General features: G+C 48.2%; 19 protein-coding genes. 15 read left to right on the forward strand and 4 right to left on the reverse strand.

Annotated features, from left to right (window positions below; genetic code table 11):
• Window positions 1-784, reverse strand: a 784-nt coding sequence (locus tag HMPREF1548_RS06835; RefSeq protein WP_035321433.1) for an amidase family protein, incomplete at its 3' end; no start/stop codon positions are given.
• 462 nt (window positions 785-1,246) lie between these two features.
• Here HMPREF1548_RS06835 and HMPREF1548_RS06840 point away from each other — a divergent pair.
• Window positions 1,247-1,702, forward strand: coding sequence for a SpoVA/SpoVAEb family sporulation membrane protein (locus HMPREF1548_RS06840; protein WP_025490691.1), 456 nt, complete (start codon window positions 1,247-1,249; stop codon window positions 1,700-1,702).
• A gap of 116 nt (window positions 1,703-1,818) precedes the next feature.
• Here the strand turns inward: HMPREF1548_RS06840 and HMPREF1548_RS06845 are convergent, their stop codons facing one another.
• From HMPREF1548_RS06845 to HMPREF1548_RS06855, 3 genes are all read right to left on the reverse strand, one after another.
• On the reverse strand, window positions 1,819-3,204 hold the full coding sequence (locus HMPREF1548_RS06845; RefSeq protein ID WP_021635166.1) for an MATE family efflux transporter: 1,386 nt from the start codon (window positions 3,202-3,204) through the stop codon (window positions 1,819-1,821).
• A gap of 260 nt (window positions 3,205-3,464) precedes the next feature.
• A complete protein-coding gene (locus HMPREF1548_RS06850) occupies window positions 3,465-4,157 on the reverse strand; it encodes a response regulator transcription factor (RefSeq protein ID WP_035321434.1) in 693 nt (230 codons plus the stop codon).
• Window positions 4,147-5,694 (reverse strand): ATP-binding protein, encoded by a 1,548-nt coding sequence (locus HMPREF1548_RS06855; protein WP_025490693.1) that lies wholly within the window; start codon window positions 5,692-5,694, stop codon window positions 4,147-4,149. Before HMPREF1548_RS06855 ends, HMPREF1548_RS06850 begins: the two co-directional genes overlap by 11 nt.
• Before the next feature lie 170 nt (window positions 5,695-5,864).
• On the opposite strand from HMPREF1548_RS06855, the gene HMPREF1548_RS06860 reads away from it, so the two are divergent.
• The 14 genes from HMPREF1548_RS06860 (at window position 5,865) to HMPREF1548_RS06925 (ending at window position 21,583) form a co-directional block, all read left to right on the forward strand.
• Window positions 5,865-7,181, forward strand: coding sequence for an ABC transporter substrate-binding protein (locus HMPREF1548_RS06860; RefSeq protein WP_021635170.1), 1,317 nt, complete (start codon window positions 5,865-5,867; stop codon window positions 7,179-7,181).
• Window positions 7,182-7,259: 78 nt separating this feature from the next.
• Window positions 7,260-8,165 (forward strand): carbohydrate ABC transporter permease, encoded by a 906-nt coding sequence (locus HMPREF1548_RS06865; RefSeq protein ID WP_021635171.1) that lies wholly within the window; start codon window positions 7,260-7,262, stop codon window positions 8,163-8,165.
• Between the two features lie 18 nt (window positions 8,166-8,183).
• Window positions 8,184-9,026 carry a carbohydrate ABC transporter permease gene (locus tag HMPREF1548_RS06870; RefSeq protein ID WP_021635172.1) on the forward strand — a complete coding sequence of 281 codons (843 nt, stop codon included), beginning with the start codon at window positions 8,184-8,186 and terminating at the stop codon, window positions 9,024-9,026.
• 243 nt (window positions 9,027-9,269) lie between these two features.
• Window positions 9,270-11,210 carry a beta-galactosidase gene (locus HMPREF1548_RS06875; protein WP_021635173.1) on the forward strand — a complete coding sequence of 647 codons (1,941 nt, stop codon included), beginning with the start codon at window positions 9,270-9,272 and terminating at the stop codon, window positions 11,208-11,210.
• Between the two features lie 71 nt (window positions 11,211-11,281).
• Window positions 11,282-13,489 carry an alpha-galactosidase gene (locus tag HMPREF1548_RS06880; protein WP_025490696.1) on the forward strand — a complete coding sequence of 736 codons (2,208 nt, stop codon included), beginning with the start codon at window positions 11,282-11,284 and terminating at the stop codon, window positions 13,487-13,489.
• A 189-nt stretch (window positions 13,490-13,678) separates the two neighbouring features.
• Window positions 13,679-14,728, forward strand: coding sequence for a stage V sporulation protein AD (locus tag HMPREF1548_RS06885; protein WP_021635175.1), 1,050 nt, complete (start codon window positions 13,679-13,681; stop codon window positions 14,726-14,728).
• Between the two features lie 425 nt (window positions 14,729-15,153).
• A complete protein-coding gene (locus HMPREF1548_RS06895) occupies window positions 15,154-15,426 on the forward strand; it encodes a hypothetical protein (protein WP_330415708.1) in 273 nt (90 codons plus the stop codon).
• 160 nt (window positions 15,427-15,586) lie between these two features.
• Window positions 15,587-15,964, forward strand: a complete 378-nt coding sequence (locus tag HMPREF1548_RS06900; RefSeq protein ID WP_021635177.1) for a RidA family protein — start codon at window positions 15,587-15,589, stop codon at window positions 15,962-15,964.
• A gap of 5 nt (window positions 15,965-15,969) precedes the next feature.
• The gene (locus tag HMPREF1548_RS06905; RefSeq protein WP_021635178.1) at window positions 15,970-16,476 is read left to right on the forward strand and encodes a shikimate kinase; all 507 of its coding nucleotides are present in this window, start codon (window positions 15,970-15,972) and stop codon (window positions 16,474-16,476) included.
• Between the two features lie 409 nt (window positions 16,477-16,885).
• The gene (locus HMPREF1548_RS06910) at window positions 16,886-17,902 is read left to right on the forward strand and encodes a hypothetical protein (protein ID WP_021635179.1); all 1,017 of its coding nucleotides are present in this window, start codon (window positions 16,886-16,888) and stop codon (window positions 17,900-17,902) included.
• A gap of 39 nt (window positions 17,903-17,941) precedes the next feature.
• Window positions 17,942-18,922, forward strand: a complete 981-nt coding sequence (locus HMPREF1548_RS06915; protein WP_021635180.1) for a DMT family transporter — start codon at window positions 17,942-17,944, stop codon at window positions 18,920-18,922.
• A gap of 282 nt (window positions 18,923-19,204) precedes the next feature.
• Entirely contained in the window at window positions 19,205-19,336 is a 132-nt protein-coding gene (locus HMPREF1548_RS30430; protein ID WP_278337084.1) for a hypothetical protein, read from the forward strand.
• Window positions 19,337-19,739: 403 nt separating this feature from the next.
• Window positions 19,740-20,846 carry a DUF3810 domain-containing protein gene (locus tag HMPREF1548_RS06920; RefSeq protein ID WP_035321445.1) on the forward strand — a complete coding sequence of 369 codons (1,107 nt, stop codon included), beginning with the start codon at window positions 19,740-19,742 and terminating at the stop codon, window positions 20,844-20,846.
• Between the two features lie 380 nt (window positions 20,847-21,226).
• Window positions 21,227-21,583, forward strand: a complete 357-nt coding sequence (locus HMPREF1548_RS06925) for a SpoVA/SpoVAEb family sporulation membrane protein (protein WP_021635186.1) — start codon at window positions 21,227-21,229, stop codon at window positions 21,581-21,583.
• The last annotated feature ends 90 nt before the right edge of the window (window positions 21,584-21,673 follow it).

The following is a 21,673-nucleotide window of genomic DNA, read 5'->3' on the forward strand; positions in this document are numbered from 1 at the left end:
CAGGCCCGGAAATGGATCCTGCCGTTTCCGTCCCGAAGGAGACAGGGGCAAGGTTGGCGGTAACAGATACGGCGCTGCCGCTGCTGGATCCGGAGGGAGAGATTTTCAGGGGGCCGAAGGGATTGACGGTCTGGCCGGCCTTCCCGCTGTAGCCCGAGGGCATGACGGAGGAAAGGTAATTGGCAAATTCTGAAAGATTGTTTTTCCCTAAGATGACAGCGCCCTGTTCCCGCAGCGTGCGGACAAGGGCGGCGTCCTCCCTGGGAAGGAAGGTGGAAAAGGCTTCGGCCCCGGCGCTTGTGGGAATATCCGCGGTATTGATATTGTCTTTAAGCAATACAGGAATACCGAACAGAGGAGAAGGCGGGAACTGTATGCCTGATTGGAGGAGAGCGCTTCGCGCGGTATCACAGGCCCTGGCCTGCTCCAGAACATCCGCAGCGACCTCCGTTACGGAATTATAGCCATGCCGGCTCTGATCAAGCGTTTTAATGCGGTAGAGACAGATGGCGGCCAGCTCTTCATAGGTCAGCTTCCCCTGGCCCACTGCCTGCTGAAGCTCATCAATGTTTTTTTCAAGAACTAGGCTTTCCTTTTCGGATATCAGGGTATCAATATCCAGATCCTCCAGCTGGCGGTCGATGTCCGCGGTGATTTTACCGCTGTTGTATGCGAGCCATTCTTCGCCCGGAGGAATGACTGCTTTCAGGTAAATGAAAACGCCTGCTATGCAGAGAAACAGCAGCAAAAGGATGCCGCCGATTATTTTTCGTTTTCTGCTCATGTTTAACCTCCTGCGGTTCTGCCGTCCAAGCGGCATATTCGGGTTCATTCCATATCTTTAGAATCACCGGATTTATGGAAGATTATACCGGCAGAGGCACATCCGTATAATTGTGAGCAGACATGGCTGGTACGGACAAGGGCACAGGATACAACCAGTGCATCCGGTTGGAGATAACGGAGGGAGATCGTATGCAGAAAATTGCGGTGCAGTCTTTGCGGGAAGAGGAGGATACGCCTCTGGCCTGTGTTTATTATCCTGTGATGGAAAGAGGGCAGAGGACATCACCGTCCATGTGACCGGATGCCTATATGAAGGGGAAAAAGAGGCACGGGCCGTTTTTTATTCAAATTGGATATTATGAAAAACAAACGCCTCCGAATAATTTTTACAGCATCTCCATATACTGACAAAGATTCTAAGGAACTACAGTTTCCTGTATAACAGAAAGGAATGTCGGCTATGGATGAAAAGCAAAAAAAAGAATATCAGGAGTACGTCAAGCAGGTGACTCCTACACATAATATATGGCTGCAGATGCTGAAGGCCTTTGTGGTTGGGGGAATCATCTGCGTGATAGGGCAGGCGATTCTGAATACCTGCGCCGGAATGGGGCTGGACAAAGAGGCCTCCGGCGGCTGGTCGGCCTTACTGTTGATTCTGATGAGCGTGGTGCTTACCGGATTTAACATATATCCCTCTATTGTAAAATGGGGAGGCGCGGGCGCGCTCGTTCCCATTACCGGCTTCGCCAACTCCGTGGCGGCCCCGGCCATCGAATTTAAAAGCGAGGGCCAGGTATTCGGCGTGGGCTGCAAGATATTTACGATAGCCGGCCCGGTTATCCTGTACGGGATTTTTACCAGCTGGGTGCTGGGAGTGATATATTGGATTTTGAAGCTGATGGGCGTGATGTAATCAATAAGGAAAGGACAGCAAATCAGGCGTATGCCGGTTTGCTGTCCCTTTTTTTGACGATATAAGGCGGAACGTGAGGGCTGTTGCTGATGGAGCCTGATGGCACTGGCTCACGGCTATTGCAGGGCCTTTTCCTCAAACAGGTTGTCCCTGGTGATGTTGTTGAGCCATTTTTCACTGCGGTAATGCTTCAGGACCCATGGCCATTTGACGAATTCATCCGTACATAGCAGGAAGTAAACCCACATGACGGGAAGCTTGAACACAAAGGCTGCAATAAAGCCCAGCGGGACGGCGTAGCACCACATATCAATGGTATCGCAGACAAAACCGAACCGGCTGTCGCCGCCCGCCCGGAAAACGCCGGCGATGAGAGTGGTGTTGACGGCGGCGCCCATGACATAGTAGGTGTTGATGAGAAGCATGTATTTCAGATAATGCATGGCTGTTTCCGAAAGCGTGGCGTATCTGAGCACGAAGGGCGTTACAGCCAGAATCAGAAGGCCTCCCAGCGCGCCGCTGAGAATGGTGAGCTTCATCAGTTTTTTCGCATCCTCCTTTGCGGCCTCCAGACGGTTTTCACCGATTACCTTTCCCAGCAGAATTCCGCCTGCGCTGGCGATTCCGAAGCAGAGGATGGTGCCGAAGTTACGCACTACGATTACAAAGGAATTGGCCGCCACCGCATCGGAGCCAAGGTGGCCGATGATGATGGAATAGGTGGAAAAAGCGACGCCCCAGCTCACATCATTTCCCAGTGCCGGCAGGGAAAGCTTTACAAAGTCCTGGAACAAAAGTTTGTTCCGGATGAACATAAACCTGAAATTGAGCTTAATATCCTTGCTGAAAAACGAAACAAGGAAACAGCAGGCAAGCTCCACAATACGGGAGGTTGCAGTAGCAATGGCAACACCCATAACGCCGAGTTTGGGGGCGCCGAAAAGACCGAAAATAAATACGGCATTCAGCAGGATGTTAAGGGAAAAGGCAAGAATATTGAGCGCCATGCTCACAGTAACCCGGCCGATGCTGCGAAGCACGGACAAATAGACCTCCGTAATACCCCAGCACAGGTAGGTGATGCTCATAAAACGCAGATAGGAGGCTCCCAGCACAATCAGCTCCTGATCGTTGGTAAAAACCTTCATCATCAGTTCGGGAATCAGCAGGGCCACGGACGCGAACGCCAGTGAAATCACGATGGAGAAACGCAGCGCAATCCCTTCCACCACCTCAATGGCATGCATGTCGCCCTTGCCGAAATACTGGGCGCACAGCATGGTGGCTCCCGTGCCAAGCCCGTAATACACCATGAAAAGGATGTTGGCATATTGGGAGGCCAGGGAAACGGCGGAAATGGACGACTGCCCCACATAATTGAGCATGACGATATCCGCCGAGCTGACGGCGGCGCTCAGCAGATTCTGGATAACAATAGGCAGAACCAGCTTGAAAATCTGGCGGTAGAAACCGGTTTCATCGGCAAAGAACTTCTTTTTCATTTGAGTAATCCCCCTCTGTCATTAGAACGCGCCCCGGTTGGAGGAACGCTTTTACTATTATACAATAAAAGCGGGAAGGATGTATAGTAGATTCGGGCTGAACGGCAGCACATTTGTAACAGTGCAGGCAGGTTTGCGCATTCACTGCGCAAACCGTGAGAAAACGTGGTGGCAGCAGGCATCCGCCCCTCGCCGAAGGCGACTTTTAATGGGCGGATGCAGTAACAGTTCGGCCAAAGGGTGAACTGTTACACACATTATTAGTCAGGCCTGTTTTTGATGACCAGTTCAAGCAGGTGAAGATCCTCTGTGGAGGTTATGATTTCCGCGATGGACTTCTTTTTGAATTTGTGAAGGATGCTGTGTATCTGTGACTTGACGGTGGACATCTCCACATGCCGGATAGCGCAGATATCAGCCCTTGTATGGCCGGAGGAAAGCAGATACAGGGTATCCAGTTCGGTTACGGTGAGGGAGGAGAGAAGGTTCAGCATGTAAAGGAAGCTGGTTTCATAGGTCTTTACCCGTTTAAATTCACTTCGGATTTTACCGGCGATTTCGGGACGGATGGGAGAGCGGCCTTCGTATGCCGCCTTTATGCCGGATATAATCTCCTCATTGGTGGAGTTCTTCAGCATATAGTCGCATACCCCCAGCTGGAAGGCCGAAAAAATCAGTTCATCATCCTCATACACGGTGAGGATGATGATTTTAATGTCAGGATAATGGGCGAGTATTTCCCTGGAAGCACGGATCCCGGCATCCTTTGTTTCCATTTCTATATCCATCAGAATGACATCGGGAACGGCTGACAGGGCGGTTTCAACCGCTTCTTTTCCGCTTTCTGCGCTGCCTACCAGTTCGATATCAGCGCACTGGGACAGATAATATACATATTTTTTCCGGATAGGCTCCAGATCTTCTGCGATGAGCACCCTTATCTTATTTTCCATGAAAACTCCTTTTTTCATTAAATATCTGTGTTATTTTGGGAAGCAGTATCTGAAAGGAGGTACCCTTGCCCAGGACGCTGTGCACCTCAATTTTCCCTTCATGCGCCTGGATGATCCGGTAGGTGAGCGACAGGCCGATTCCCCAGTGCCTGGAGGTGGACTTGGAGGAAAAGAAGGGAGTAAATATTTTTTTAATATTATTCTGTGAAATGCCTGTGCCCGTATCCTGTATTTCCAGGTGTATCCAGTCGTCGGTATAGCGCAGGTTGAGGGTGAGAAGCCGGCTGTCAGCCTCGCCGTCCCGGCTGCTTTTTTCCATCATGGCGTCGATGGCGTTCCCGACGATATTGTGGATTGCCTGCTCCAGGTATACGGGATCTGCCAGGGCGATGACAGGGTAATCAGGAAAGTTGCAGCAGATTTTTATATGGCAGGCCTCCTCTTTAAAGGCCTCCAGGACGCGTTCCAGCAGTTCTTTCAAATCAATATCTATCAGATGCAGCTCGTCGGTTTTCGTACTTTTATGGATTTCATCAATCCGGCTGTAAAGCTTTTCGCAGCGGTGTATGGTTTCCTGGACGGATTGTTCGGGACACTCCATGGCGGGAAGCAGCTCCAGCTCCGACTGTATGGCAAGAAGTTCGTTTTTTATGTAATGGCAGAATACCTTGGAGGTGGTTTCCGTGGCGTCAATCTGTTTGGATATTTCAAAGGATTCCACATCAATCTGATGGCTGATGTGGGAGAGCCTATAAAGGCTGTAGCATATCAGCAGCAGGAAAATAATGAGCACAAAAGGAAATACATTGTAGAATATTACATTGCTGCCCAGATTTATATACCAGAAATAATAGGAATCCGCAAGCTTGGAAATGCGCAGCAGGAACGAAGGCGTTCTTGAGATAAAAGTAAAATAAAAGATGCTGAGCGTAAAAAAGCAGACCGCCATCAGTAAAAAGTTATAGCGGATCAGCTGTATCCGCGGTGAATGATAGAACGATACAAACAGGATAATCACGCTGAAGAGCATAAGCAGGTTATTTCCGCTGCGTGTGATGAGATAAATAACTTTTTCCGCATCATAGAACTGCTGCGATCCCATAACTGAAGGGTATAGCAGATAATAGAGACGGATGTTAACTGAAGGATCGTAAATAAGCAGCTGCAGCATAAGATAAATCCAGATTCCGATTTTTGTGAGCTTTATTGTCCTGGGAGTAAAGGGCGTGTGGAAGCTCAGGGCAAAATATACGCTGGCCAGGACAATGCTCAGGCTTGCAACATTCATGATACGTATGACGTTAAAACGGGAGATGGGCAGGAAAAATAATTTACGCCATAAAGGATCCGGCAGATAGAAATAGTTCTTTATCACATTGTAGTAATAGGCGTCACGGGAGAAATAGATCATCATCCCAATAATGGCAAAGAAGTAAGAAACAAGAACAAGGGTAAAGGAAATGGTATGATGTTCCCTGTGATGTTGGTAAAGCATAAAAAATATGATGAAAAGAAGAATAAAAAGCGCATAAAACATTATAAATCCTCCCCGCATATGTACAAAATGCGAAATGTACGATCACTCTATTAGTATAATATACACAAAGGTTTATAAAATTTCAACCTTTGCACTGGGTATGTTTACATATATACTAAGTCGTGTCAATAAGTTCCACGACAAATAAATAGTATCAGGGAGGAATTGAAATGAAGTTCAAACGTGTATTGGCAATGGCAGTAACGGCAGTAATGACATGCAGTCTGCTTGCGGGCTGCGGTGGAAAAACAGAAAGCGCAGGTACGGTTGACAGCGGCACAGGTACAGCGGCGCAGGATACTGCGGCGGCAGATACAAAGGGCGGTGAAAAGACAAACCTTAAATTCTATATCTGGAGTGATGAAGAAAACTATATTTCCAAGGTAGTTGAGCAATACAATGCACAGAGCGACAGCGTCCATGTGGAAATGATCAGTATTGCAAATGACAGCTATGATGACAAATTAAAGGTTATGATGGCGGCCGGAGATGAAGCGGACATCGTTGATATCAGGGGGCTCGCGCAGGTGACGCAGTACAGGGATACCGGTTCTTTGATGGATTTGACGGAGATGGTGAAAAACAGTGAGTTGGATATCAGCAAATACGGCGCTATGTGGGATTCCAGTTATCCCGATGGACAGATTTTTGCCCTGCCCACAAGGACCACCTGCTGGATGCTGTTTTATAATCCCGACCTGCTTGCAGAAGCGGGCGTTGAGATGCCGGAGCAGCTTACCTGGACGGAATATGCAGAGATGGCCAAAAAGCTCACCGCAGGGGAAGGCCCTGACAAACAGTGGGGCGGTTACTGGGTTGACTGGCATACACAGTTCATGGCCACACAGCAGGGCGTGTATGTGAATGCGGATGATGTTACCGCAGTCCAGGATTCCCTGGAGCTTTTAAACCAGCTGTACAATGTGGACAAATCCCATATGAGCCTTGGAGAAATGAAGGCTACGGATACCCAGTATCTTGCAGATTTTGAAAACAAGAGAGTAGCGCTGATGCCTCAGGGTGAATGGATGATCAATATGCTTCTCAACGATATTAATGCAGGGAAAACAGATGTCAGCTGGGAAATCGCCCCGATGCCTATTCCGGACGGCGTGGAACCAGGCACCACCTGGGGACAGTTCCAGTTTGCGGGAATCACCTCTACAACCAAACATCCGGAGGAGAGCTTTGATTTCCTGAAATACCTGTGCGGACCGGAAGGCGCTGCCATTTATGCGAGCACCGGAATGGTACATGCTTATACGGATGAAGGTGCGGAAGCAGCTTATAAGGAAGCCGTGGGAAAGGATTCCGTATCCGTAATTTTCAATGCGAAAAAGGTCCAGGAATCTCCGGCATCCAGCAACTTTGACCAGATTCTTAATATCTACAAGGAAAATGCCGAGCTTTACCTGCTGGGAGAAAAAAGCATTGAGGAAACTATGGATAAGTTCCTGCAGCAGAGAGCGGATCTGATGGGCAAGTAAGAGATAAACTGTGACAAAAGGGGAGCGGGTAACCGTTGAGGCGGGAATTGCTCCCCTTTTTCAGGAAAGGGTGAGAAAATGGCTAAGAATGCAGCTGTGCCAAAGAAAAAATTTAAAAAAGAATGGCTGAAGGGCTACCTTTTTATCCTGCCGAATTTTATCGGTTTTCTAATTTTTATGGGAATTCCCATTATTATGGGACTGGTAATTTCCTTTACCAATTATGATGGCTTTAAGACCTTTGATTTTGTCGGATTAAGCAATTATATAAAAATGTTCAGCGATGAATATTTTCAGGTTTCTTTTATAAACAACCTGGTTTATACCGGCGTTACGGTGCCGTGTACCATCGTTATTGCCCTGCTCCTTGCGGTGGCGCTGAATGTGGGGATCAAGGGGACAGGATTGTTCCGGACCATGTTTTTCTTCCCGAATATCAGCTCCATGGTTGCAGTCGGTATTGTATGGGCCATGATTTTTCATCCGACCAGAGGGCCGCTGAATCTTTTCCTCAGCCATATCGGGATCAGCAATCCGCCTCAGTGGCTGGTTTCCTCCAGTACGGCGCTGGTGTCAGTCATGATCGTTGCCATTTGGAAACAGGCCGGCTACTACATGGTTATCATTCTTGCCGGGCTCCAGTCCATACCGAAGCAGCTGTATGAGGCCGCTGAAATTGACGGGGCAAACGGGCTGAAAAGATTTTTCCACATCACGCTGCCCATGCTTTCACCTACCATGTTTATGGTTACGATACTGGCGCTGATCAGCTCCTTCCAGGTATTCGATCTGATTTCCATAATGACGGAGGGCGGACCGGGCCGGGCGACCAATGTGCTGGTTTACCGGATTTACCAGGAAGGCTTTAAATACCTTAATTTCGGTTATGCATCTGCTATGGCCTATTTCCTGTTTATTATTATTTTGATCATTACACTGATTCAGTTCAGGGGACAGAAAAAATGGGTTACCTATATGCAGTAAAAGGAAGGAGCTTTCAGCATGCTGACAAAATCATATAAAAGAAAAGTACGTATACAGCATTCCCTGCTGTTTGTCATATTAATGATAATCGGACTGACCATGCTGGTCCCGTTTTTCTGGACATTGTCATCCTCTTTTAAATATGACAGGGAAATTTTTGAATATCCTATCAAATGGATTCCGGAGGTCTTCCGCTGGTCCAATTACCAGGAGGTGTGGACAAGGGTAAATTTCCTCACCTATTATCTGAATACGATTAAGCTGTCCATAATCGTTACGGTCGGACAGGTCGTAACCTGCTCCCTGGCCGCTTATTCCTTTGCAAAGATGGATTATCCGGGGAGAGACAAGATTTTCCTGTGCTATCTTGCAACGATGATGGTTCCCTGGCATGCCATCATGATCCCGCAGTTCATTATCATCAAAAATATGGGCTTTTATGACAGCCACTGGTCCATTATCCTCATGAATCTTTTCAGCGCCTTTGGAGTGTTCCTGCTCAGGCAGTTCATGCTTGGTATTCCGATGGAACTGTCCGAGGCGGCAAGGATCGACGGCTGCGGGGAGCTGAAAATATACTCTCAGATCATAATGCCCATGTGTAAGCCGGGACTGGCTACCCTGGTTGTTTTTACCTTTAATTTCATGTGGAATGACTATATGGGCCCGATGATTTACCTGAATACGGATAAGCTGAAAACAATACAGATTGGCCTGGCCGCTTTCCGGACGGAATATGGCGCGGAATATGGTTTGATTATGGCGGGAACCGTTTGTTCACTGCTTCCCATGGTGCTGATTTACTGTGTTGCGCAAAAATATCTGATTGAAGGTATTGCGTTCTCCGGCCTGAAAGGGTAACGGGTAATTGCCTGAAAAACGAGGCGCTATGGATATGGTTATATTACATAAGGAGGTACACAGGCGTACTAAATGATATGCTCCCTTCCGGGCAGACAAGTGATATAATATAGCTTGTCACCTGGAAGGAAGCATATTTTGCAGTTATTTAAAATATTTTCAGGAACAGCCGCCGGGCGTTCCTGGTTTATATGTTTACAGCAACAGATATAATTAAAAGAATATTGAGATGGAGGACTTCAAATGAAAACAGGCGTGGATTATTATCCGGAACATTGGGATAAATCCCTGTGGGAGCAGGATGCAGATTTAATGAAAAAAAGCGGTGTCAGTCTGGTGCGTATGGCGGAGTTTGCCTGGAGTAAAATGGAACCGGAGGAAGGCGTCTATGATTTTGCCTGGCTGGATGAGGCGGTAAAATTATTTGAAGACAGGAATATTGAGGTTATTTTGTGTACGCCCACCAATTGCCCTCCGCTTTGGCTGTATGAAAAATATCCGGAAGTCCTGCAGACAGGAAGAGACGGGAAAAGGCAGGAACCCGCAATACGGGGGCACCGGTGCTATAATGCGCCGGCGTACCGCGGATTCGTTGAGAAGTTTGTCCGAAAAATGGGAGAGCACTATCAGAATATGGCCAATCTGGCAGCCTGGCAGATAGATAATGAAGTGGAAGCCGGATTTTGCTGCTGTGACAGCTGTGCGGAAAAATTCCGGGAGTGGCTGAAAGAGAAATATGGTTCCCTGGAGGCTGTCAACCAGGCGTATCATAATGAGGTGTGGAGCGGAAGCTATTCTGCATGGTCCCAGGTTCATCCGCCCCTGGGAGATCGCCCTGTGACACAGTATAACCCGGCCTATATGCTGGATTATCAGCGGTTTATGTCGGACAGTACGATAGATTATGTGAATTTTCAGCAGCGGCTGCTGCGGGAGTATTTTCCGCAGACTCCGATTACCACCAATACCTGGTTTTGTGATCATATGCCGGATTTTTATAAGCTGTTTGACAAGCTGGATTTTTGCTCTTATGATAATTATCCTGCGACGGTGCTGCCGGAAGAGGGATATTATTCTCACGCCTTTCATCTGGATTTCATCCGGGGCGTGAAGCAAAAAAACTTTTGGATTATGGAGCAGCTGAGCGGTACGCCGGGGTGCTGGATGCCTATGGCGCCTACGGTGAAGCCGGGAATGATCAAAGGCTATGGTATGCAGGCATTTGCCCATGGGGCGGACGCGGTCATTAATTTCCGTTTCCGCAGCGCAGTAGGCGGCGCCGAGATGTTTTGGCATGGCCTGATCGATCACAGCAATGTGCCTGGCAGGCGATATGCGGAATTTGAAGAATTGTACCGGACGGTGAAAAATCTGAAGCATATGGAAGGAACCGAAATCCGGTCCGGGGTGGCGCTGCTGTGCGGATTTGAAAGTGAATATGCTTTTAGCCTGCAGCTGCAGGCGGAGGGCGCTTACTATCTGGAACAGATGCAGGCTTTTCATAGTGCATTTACCCATTACGGAGTGAATGTGGATATTATTGACCAGGAGGCAGATTTGGGGAAATACCGCATTGTTGTTGCGCCAGCGATGTATGTGCGCTCCCAAAAGGCGTCAGACCAGCTGCACATATTTGCGCAAAACGGCGGCATTGTACTGCTGACGGCCCGCAGCGGAGTGAAGGATGAGCATAATAATTGTATTATGCAGCCGCTGCCGGCCGGTTATTCAGATATGACAGGCTGCTGGGTGGAAGAATATGATGCTGTCGGCAATCGTAAAATTCCGGTAATAATGGATGGTCAGTATTACCAGGGTATGCGCTGGTGTGATATAATCAGAACGGAAAGCGCAGAAACCCTGGCGGTCTATGGGGAGAACTTCTATGCAGGGAAGGCGGCGGTAACGAAAAATTCCTATGGGAAGGGATGCGTTTATTATATCGGAACGGTAGGGCTGCCCGGGCTTTGCCGCAGGCTGGCGGAAGAGATGCTGCGTCAGACGGATATTCCCTACGTGGAGAATCTGCCGGAACGTGTAGAAGTGACGGTTCGCGAAGGCAAGGGGAAGCGCTTCACCTTTCTGTTTAATAATGATGAAGCAGCAAAGGAATTTGATTTCAGGGGAATACCGATGAGGATGGAGCCGTTTGAGATGAAGGTGCTGGAAGGAGGAGAGGTGTAAAAAATGGCAGGCAAGGCAGGAAATGAGGCATCCATCCGATATTTAAAATGAAGGAAGGCAAGGAGAAAAGTATGGGAATTACATATTTTGAAAAAGAAAGAATTTTTAAGCTGGATACGAAAAATACCAGTTATCTGATCGGGATAACAGATGAGGGAAATTTTATTGGGCACATTTATTATGGAAAAAAACTGGAGGATCATAATCTGACATATCTGCTCAGAACAGAAGAATCGCCCTATGTGCCTTCGGTGAATGCAAGAGACAGGGTATCCTTCCTGGATTCCTTCCCGATGGAATATCCGGGACACGGAACAGGCGACTATCGGGAAGCCGCTTTCAGGGTAAAGACGCAGGCCGGCCATACAGCCTGCAGCCTTTCATATGTCTCGCATGAAATTTTTACAGGGAAAAAAGAAATTCCGGGACTGCCTGCTTCCTTTGCAAAGACGGGAAAGGACGGTAAGCCGGAGGGGTGCTTTACGTTGGAGCTGCTTTGCACAGACAGCGTGCTTAACCTGACCGCAGTGCTCAGCTATTCTGTTTTTGAGGACACGGATGTAATTGCGCGGCATGTGTCTATACTAAATAACAGTGAAAACACAATCTGGCTGACAAAGGTTTCCTCCATGTGCATGGATATGGATAATCGTGAGTTTGAAGCGATTACCCTGCACGGCTCCTGGGCCAGAGAGCGTCATATCCAGAGGCAGAAGATTGGAATCGGGATGCAGGGTGTCGCATCAGGACGGGGGGAATCCGGCCACCAGGATCATCCATTTATTGCATTGGTCACCCCCAATACCACACAGGATACCGGTGAAGTATACGGCGTACAGTTGGTTTATTCGGGGAATTATGAATTCCGGGCGGATGTCAACCAGTATGATTCTGTGAGACTGCAGGCGGGCATTAATCCTGTGGATTTTTGCTGGAAGCTGGAAGCAGGCGCGCACTTTGATGCTCCGGAAGCGCTGCTGACCTATTCTGCCTCAGGGCTTTCCGGAATGACGGCGCACTATCACGATTTTATAAGACAGCATATTATCAGAAGCCCATACAAAGATAAAAAACGCCCCATTCTGATTAACAACTGGGAAGCAACCTATTTTGATTTTAATACGGAAAAGCTGCTTGCCATTGCAAAGGAAGCGGCAGGACTGGGAATTGAAATGCTCGTGCTGGACGACGGCTGGTTCGGCGCCCGCAGCAGTGACAACTGCGCCTTGGGCGACTGGGTGGTGAATGAAGAAAAACTGCCCGGCGGCCTGTCCGGCCTGGCGGAGGAAATCAACAGGCTGGGAATGAAATTCGGTTTGTGGTTTGAGCCGGAAATGGTATCTCCGGACTCTGATTTATACCGCAAGCATCCCGACTGGGCGATTGCAGTGCCGGGCAGGACCCCGGGAAGGGCGCGCAACCAATATGTGCTTGATTTTTCCCGCAGCGAGGTAGTGGACGGTGTATGGGAGATGATGGAACGGGTGTTAAGCTCTGCCAACATCGAATATGTGAAATGGGATATGAACCGGCCGCTGAGTGATCTGGGGAGTGCGGCGCTGCCGCCGGATCGTCAGGGAGAGCTGTCCCACCGTTATATGCTTGGCGTTTATTCACTGCAGGAGCGCCTGGTTTCCAGGTTCCCGAATATTTTGCTTGAAAACTGCTCAGGCGGAGGCGCCCGGTATGACGCGGGCATGCTGTATTACAGTCCTCAGATTTGGTGCTCGGATGATACGGATGCCATCGAACGGCTGGCGATTCAGGAGGGAACGGCGTTGATTTATCCGTTGTCTACCATCGGCGCGCATGTCAGTGACTGTCCCAATCATGCGGTGGGACGGGTGACGCCTTTTGAAACCAGGGGATATGTGGCGCTGGCAGGCACCTTTGGCTATGAACTGGATGTGACCCGTATACCGGAGGAGGACAGGAAACAGATTCCGGCGCAGACCGCCATGTATCATAAGTATAATGATTTGGTGAGAGAGGGCGATTATTTCCGTCTGGCATCCGCTTCTGAAAATCAGATGTATGACAGCTGGCAGGTGGTATCCAAGGACGGAACGGAGAGCCTTGTAACTTTTATCCAGGTAAAAGGCCGTACGGGCCAGCGTAGCAGGAGAGTATTCTTAAGAGGGCTGCACCCGGATAAAAAGTATCGTATCGAGGGAGAAGACGGCGTCTTCGGCGGAGATACGCTGATGTATGCAGGTCTTCAGGTCGCCGGGATGTGGGGCGATTTTCAGGGAAAACTGATTCATCTGGTGCAGGTTTAAGGGGCAGTGAAAATATAACGCAGGAAAAACAATCCGAAGCCGCCGTTTTTTGGCGGCTTCCTTTCCTTTACCCTGTCTGTAAAATTTATGAAAAAAAGAATTCTGGTTTTCCATGGGCTTATGTTTGCATACTTTCCTTAAAATAACCAAATAATAACTGCAGACCAGACAGAAAGGAATGCGGTAAAAATGGAAAAAGACAGGAAAGAAACACCGGTTTCCCCGATTCTGGGCAAGCAGAGCGTGAGCCTTCAGAAACCGGTATACATGATAGACAGCGCCTCCATAGTGGGGAAAAAAGAAGGGGAAGGGCCGCTGGGCGATTTATTTGACCTGGTGGGAGAGGACGACATGTTCGGCGCCCAGACCTGGGAAGATGCGGAGAGCACCCTGCAGAAGGAGGCCCTGGGCACCGCCCTGCGGAAAGCAGGCTGGAGGGCGCAGGAGGTACGTTACCTGTTTGCAGGGGATCTGCTGGGACAGGAAATCGCCACCAGCTTCGGCCTGGTGAACTATGAACTTCCTCTGTTCGGCCTTTACGGGGCCTGCTCCACCTGCGGCCTTTCCCTGACCCTGGCATCGATGATTATAAGCGGAGGCTTTGCGGATAAGGCGGCATGTGTCACCAGCAGCCACTTTGCCAGTGCGGAAAAAGAGTTCCGTTTTCCTCTTGCCTACGGTAACCAGCGCCCTCTTTCGGCGACCTGGACCGTGACGGGTAGCGGCGCTTTTTTGCTGGGCGCGGAGAAAACAGGGAAGGCCAGGGCCAAAATCACCGGTCTTACGCCGGGGAAAATCGTGGACTACGGACTGAAGGACAGCATGAACATGGGGGCCTGTATGGCGCCTGCCGCTGCGGATACCATTGAGCAGCATCTGAAGGATTTCGGCAGGCAGCCTGATTACTACGATAAAATCATTACAGGCGATCTGGGAAAAGTGGGACAGACCGTATTAATTGACCTGCTGAATAAAAAAGGAATAGACATTTCCGGCCAGCATATGGACTGCGGCATTGAAATTTTCGATGCGGGAGAACAGGATACCCATGCCGGAGGCTCGGGCTGCGGCTGTTCGGCAGTGACACTGTCCGCCTATGTCCTGAAAATGCTGGAGGAGGGCGTGTGGAAGCGTGTATTATTTGCGCCTACAGGAGCGCTTCTGAGCAAAACAAGCTTTAATGAGGGACAGAATGTTCCGGGAATCGCCCATGGGGTAGTGCTGGAAAGTCCGGTATAGATTAGTTTTTATAAGAGTACGTGTATGTGCATCGGGGGCTGCTGATTGCTGCAGGCCCCGATGTTATTGTATGATGGTGTGCTTGGAAACCTTACTTTTATGCGATAATACATATGACATGGGAGAATTTTGTTCGACAGCGGTGTGTTATGGAAGTATAGGAAGTGGCAGATTGGGCTTGGGGGATAACAGAGAAACCGGCAGGCTGAGCATCAAAGCACGCGGAACAGACATTGCCAATCACATGCGGCGGCAGTATAATAGCATTGCAGTTCAGCCGTATCCGGCTCCCGTGCGAAACCGGGGAGACACAGAATAAATTAAGCCCAAACTTCCGTCCTTCAATAAAGGCGGTTTGTCATGGGGGGCTGCAGTTACGGATCGGCTACAGGCTTAGCTGTAACATAACGGCCGAAGAGGAAACGTTGATTACAGGAAATGCAGTTTCAGGAAAGAAGGATGAAGCAATGCGCACAATGGAATTTAAAATGGAACGGCCCGGCCTGTTAAAGGAAGGCGACCATGTAACGGTAACGGAAGGAGTCCTTCCCAGCAACTATTATTATACCATTGACCCTTCCCTTGCCATGTCCGGGAACTATCCCTTCCGGGAAAAACTGTTGTCAAAGGAAGGAGACGTAACAGCCGTCATTGAAAATGAGAGGGGCTTCTATGTAACCGTAGCTTTTGACGAATAAGAAAATGTGCAAAAGCTTTTGTATTCCAGGGTTACGAATACCTCAATTATAGCTGATTTTTGACCACAATGATTCTTGCCTGACACGAAATTTGATGGTATGATTGGAAAAGTGAAATTGATTCACATGACAGCAGCTGAAATAAAAGGAGGAAAATATTATGTTAAAGAAAATAGCGACCGATAAAGCACCTGCGGCAATAGGACCTTATTCACAGGCGATAGCAGCAGGAGATTTTCTGTTTGCATCCGGCCAGATTCCGATTAATCCGGCAAACGGTACGATTGAAGCGGAAGGCATCGAGGCCCAGGCAGAACAGGTAATGAAGAATATCGGAGCCATTCTGGAAGAAGCAGGCGTAAATTACGGCAGTGTGGTTAAGACAAGCTGTTTCCTGGCTGATATGGCAGATTTTGCTGCATTCAATAGCGTATATGAGAAATATTTTACAGAAAAGCCCGCAAGAAGCTGTGTTGCGGTAAAAGAGCTTCCCAAGAGCGTTCTCTGTGAAGTGGAAGTAATTGCGTACCTGGGATAATTTATATGAATACAAAAGATAACATTGTACTGATTGGAATGCCCGGCGCAGGCAAGAGCACGGTCGGCGTTGTTCTGGCCAAATGCCTGGGCTATCATTTTTTGGATTCCGACCTGGTTATCCAGGAGGAAACCGGCCGTCTGCTGCATGAAATCATTTCCGAAGAAGGGCTGGACGGCTTCCTTCAGGTGGAAAATGATGTGAACAGCCGGATAGAGGCGAAGCACTGCGTAATTGCCACCGGCGGTAGTGTAATCTATGGAAAAGAAGCCATGGAACACTTAAAACAGATCGGCACAGTAGTCTATCTGCAGCTTTCCTGTGAGGAAATCAACAGACGGCTGGGCGATTTGAAACAGCGTGGCGTGGCTCTGAAGGACGGGCAGACGCTGGAGGAGCTTTATGCAGAGAGAGTTCCTTTATATGAAAAATATGCGGACGTGATCCTTTTCTGCGAAGGAAAAAGAATCCGCCAGATCGTATCCGACCTGTCCGCTCACTTTGCCCTGTGAATTTTTACTTAACAGTATTTCTGAGGATTCCTTTGTAACGTTATTTTATGCTGCAAAGGAATCCTTTATACAGTTAAAAAACACATGAGGCCGCGTAAACTTTTCCGGTTACTGTGAAAAAACTGAATGGTTGCCTTTTCTTCTGCACTTTTTACAATTTGTGAATAATTACTATTTCGGATTCTCCAGATATATGGTATAAATAATTGTAACTGTGAGGGGTACTGAACAGTTATAAATATTTCATAATTCTTATTTACTCATCCGGCTGTATCAGCCATTGATTCCATTTTTTATATTTGGTATCCGAAGGAATTGCTTTTTCGACGGGATATGTCTATAATATAACCTGTATAAAGTATACATCTTTTGGATTTACCAACAAGATTTAAGGAGAATGTATACTTGTATGAAGAAAGAAAAAGATTCGGCAGTAAAAAGATTTCTGGAGAATCCGGCCCATTTTTGTGATCTGTTCAATGGATCGCTGTTTGGCGGGAAACAGGTGCTGAAGGCCGGCAGCCTGGAGAGCCTGCCAGGGGAAGCGATTGTCAGCTTTGCGGATAAGGACGGCAGGAAGGTAACTGTTAAGAGATACAGGGATGCGGTCCGGAAGGCATGCGGAAATGCCTTGTACGCCATATTCGCTGTGGAAGGGCAGGACAAGGCACACTATGCTATGCCTGTAAGGGAAATGCTCTACGATGCCATGAGCTATACCAGCCAGGTGGAGCAGGCGGCATTAAGGCATCGGGAAAACGGAGACTATCAGAACAGCGCTCAGTTTTTATCAGGCTTTTTCCCTGAGGACAGGCTCGTGCCGGTGGTAACGCTGTGCCTTTATTACGGAACAACACCGTGGGATGGGCCGATGGAGCTTCTGGACATGATGGATATTCCGGAGGAATTTGAGGACATGCGCCCGTATCTTTCAAATTACCGGCTCAATTTAATACAGCCGGAAAATGCGGAACCGGATAATTTCCGTACGGACTGGAAGCTTATTTTTTCATTGCTGAAGATGGCCGGCGATGGAACGGGAATGAAGGAGTATATACAGGAAAACAGTGAAGTGTTCAGACATATTCCACCGGATACTTACGATATGCTGAAGGCGCTTCTTCATGCGGACAGATGGTGGAAAGCAGACGCAGACAGCGGGAAAGGGGAAACGGATATGTGTAAGGCTTTGGAAGAAATAGAAGAAATGGCAAAACAGGAAGGGGAAATTCTTCTGCTTATCAAGCTGGCCTGCAGGAAGCTTGTAAAAGGGAAAAGTCCGGAGGAAGCGGCAGAGGAGCTGGAAGAAAGCGTGGAAACAATCAGGAAGATTTATCAGGCGGTAGAGGAATTTGCGCCGGATTATGACAATGTTCAGATATATCACAGACTGAAGAGCGGGAATGATTTTTCAAGCGCGCTCTGAAGCAGAAAGACTAAATTTCGGGAAAGAAGGTACATATAAATGAATCAAAACGGCGAAAGCAGCAGGGGCGGACAGATCGGTCACAGCAGAGATCACAGCTACCGAAGTAGTCTGCTCCTTTTTCTTGCGGCATCCATCTGGGGTGTGGCCTTTGTGGCGCAGAGCGTAGGGATGGATTATATGGGGCCGTTTACCTTTAATGGTGCAAGAAGCCTTATTGGAGGCACGGTTCTTCTGCCTCTGATTGCATTCCGTGAGCAGAAACAGAAGAAGGCAGAGACACGTAAGGAAACGGCGGAGGAGAGAAAACAAAGACGGAAGATCACGCTGATTGGCGGCGTCTGCTGTGGTCTCGCCATATGCACGGCAAGTATGTTCCAGCAGATCGGCATACAGTATACCACGGTGGGGAAGGCCGGATTTATTACCACTCTTTACATTATCATTGTTCCCATTATGGGACTTTTCTTTGGGAAAAAAGTGAGAAGAATTGTCTGGGCCGGGGCGGCGATTGCCGCGGCAGGAATGTATCTGCTTTGTGTCAATGAGACACTCAGCCTGAACCGGGGAGATGTGCTTGTATTTATCTGTGCGGTGATTTTTTCCATCCATATCCTGGTGATTGATTATTTTTCACCAAAGACGGATGGCGTGAAGCTCTCCTGCATCCAGTTTTTTGTGGCGGGGATTATCTGTACAATCGGCGCCTTTCTATTTGAAGAACCGACCTGGAGCGGGCTGGTAAGCGGCGCAGTCCCTGTTCTTTATGCAGGTGTTATGTCCTGCGGCGTGGCCTATACCCTGCAGATAATCGGGCAGAAGCACCTGGATCCTACCGTGGCCTCGCTGATTTTAAGCCTGGAATCCGTGGTGTCTGTGCTGGCCGGCTGGGTGATTCTGGGGGAGACGTTGAATCTAAAGGAAATATTCGGATGTGTTCTTGTTTTTGCGGCGGTAATCCTGGTGCAGCTGCCGGAGAAGGCCGGGGAGGCGGCGCTTATGTCCGGGGCTGATTCATAAAACAGGTAACATGCAATCAGCCGTATAAGGTGAATGGGGGAAAAATATGTTTTGGCAAGGGGATCCGGTATATAAAAAAATGATGTCTGCAAATCCACAGATAGACAGGGATTATTTGGAAAGGATTTAGCTCACCTGACAAGAGTTAATTTTCCCGATGAATTCAGGGAAAGGATACAGATTGACCTTGTAAAACATTATTATGACAGCCTGTTGAAGCATGGCGTAAAAGATTATACGTGGCAACGCTGCTTTAAGGATTACCGCAGGGAGATTGCTTCTATGGTTCTAATTCCCATGTGGCAGTATTGCTGCTTTGGGGCAGGCTATGCAGAATGGGGAGAAGATATTGATAAACTCACTGCAAATTATGAGTTTTTTAATTGTGATGAACTGTGCTCTGGTGGTTTGTAAAATTAATCCTTGCACATTCCGTTCATCGTCTTCAAAAATAAAAGAATGAACACCATGATAATTATGGGGCGAACCGTTTTCGCCCCGTTTTTTATGCCCATTTCCTGAAAGATAAAATTCCCCTTATTTTGTCAATACGCAGGAACATATACGATCTGTTTTGTCAAGTTTTTATCCTCTTCTTACCGTAAAATTGTAACTGTTCAGTCCCCGATGTCATTTGGTTACGTAAATTTTCCATTACAGATTTGTTAATAGACTGTTAACTCTTTCTAGCATTTCTGTGATTCCCTTGTTTTGAAACCGCCCCGCAGGTATAGTATAAATAGGGGAAAAAACAGCCTGACAGGCCGGGAAAGACATTTGATTTGCCGGCAGGCCAGGTGAGCGGGGGATGAGATTTTTGAAGAAGAAAATATGGTTTGCATTGTTTGCGGCAATCGTTGTAATCAATATTCTGGCATGGAACTGTACGGCGTTTTGTGACTGGCATATCCGGTTTATATTTCCGGTGTCCATTAATACCTATGGCAGACTGATGTCCGTCTTTCCTTTTTCCGTGGGAGAGTGGATGATAGCCTTTGGTCTGCTGCTTCTGCTGGAAGCGGTGCTTCTGGCGGCTGTTAGGATTTTTGTGAGAAGGGAATGGCTGAAACGGGTGTGCAAAGGCTTCTATACGGCTTTTGCCTGGATTCTGCTTGCGGTTTTCTGGATTATGACGTGTAACTGCTTTCTTCTTTACCATGCTTCTCCCATTGATGAAAAATATATGCCCGAAAAAACAGAGCGGGGTTATACTGACAAGGAGCTTGCCCTTGTAAGAGATCATATTGTGGAAAAGCTGAATGAACTGACTGTCGAGATGGAACGGGACGATACCGGCTATCTTGTATATAATGACGAAATTACCGCAGGCGCGATTACCGCCATGCAGGAGCTTGGAAAGGAGTACGACCAGCTGTCCGGCTATTATCCGAGGGCCAAGACCATCCATTCCTCTGATTTCCTCAGCCAGGAACATATGATGGGCTACTACTTCCCGTTTTCAATGGAAGCCAACTATAATAAACGCATGTACATCGTGAACAAGCCGGCCACTATCTGCCATGAACTTGCCCATTTGAAGGGCTTCATTTACGAGGACGAAGCCAATTTTATCGGCTTTCTGGCCTGTATTAACTCCGATGACATCTTCTTTCAGTACAGCGGCTACATGAGCGTACTTAACTATGTGGAAAATGAGTTCCGTGATTCCATTAACCATAAGGCATCCAAGTACTTTGAACATCCGGAAATAGCGAAAAGCGTTTACAGCGACGACCTGTTCCTCACTGCAGAAGCGTGGGAAAAGGTGGAAGAAAAGGCCGTGATCCAGACTGCAACCGTAAAAAAAGCCTCCAATCAGTTCACTGAAGCGACGCTGAAAATCAACGGAGTGGAGGACGGCATGAAAAGCTACAGCCGCGTGGTTACCCTTCTTTTGAAATATTACGACGGAATTTTATATTAAAATTACACAGGCTTCGTACAGGCCGGATGGTTTTCCAGCCTGTACGAAGCCTGTGTTAAATAATTTAACAATGAATGAAGCAGAACGGCTAAAATCAATTTCCCGCGCTGCTTCTTTTTCTTTTGCCAAAAAGAATATTTTAACGCAAAACTCCTCATACTACAGCGTAGAAAAAACTATTTGAACGCAAATCACAGAAAGCCCCGCTTCCGCAATCAAATACCCCGCTGCAAGAAAAGGGGTATTTGACCCTCGCGGCAGTCGCCAAATATCCATGCAAGCATGGCTACTTGGCTCGTTGCTCGCGGGAATAAAAGATTTGTACACGCGCGTCAGAGGACTCGCATTTGCTCCGCAAAACCAGTAGGAGGATTATTAAAATGGATTATATTAATGCATTCTGGGTGGGAGGCCTTATCTGCGCCCTCGTCCAGATACTCATGGAAAAAACAAAGCTCATGCCCGGCCGTATCATGGTTCTTCTTGTATGTACAGGGGCCGTGCTCAGCGCCATAGGCCTGTACGAACCCTTCCAGGAATTTGCCGGCGCCGGCGCCAGCGTTCCCTTACTGGGCTTTGGCAATACCCTGATGAAGGGGGTCAAGGAAGGAGTAGATAGCCAGGGCTTTCTCGGCCTGTTTTCCGGCGGCTTCAAGGCGGGCGCCGTAGGGACCGCCGCCGCGCTTATCTTCGGCTACATTGCCTCCCTTATTTTCAAACCCAAAATGAAAAAATAATGGGGGTGTGAACCTCCGACAGGAGAAGGCGGCCTCTCGGAAGGGAGTGGATGCCCGGAGAAGAACCGCCCTTCGTCCGCAACAGGCGGC

The sequence above is a fragment of the Clostridium sp. KLE 1755 genome (assembly GCF_000466465.2).
Taxonomy (GTDB): Bacteria; Bacillota; Clostridia; order Lachnospirales; family Lachnospiraceae; genus Eisenbergiella; species Eisenbergiella porci.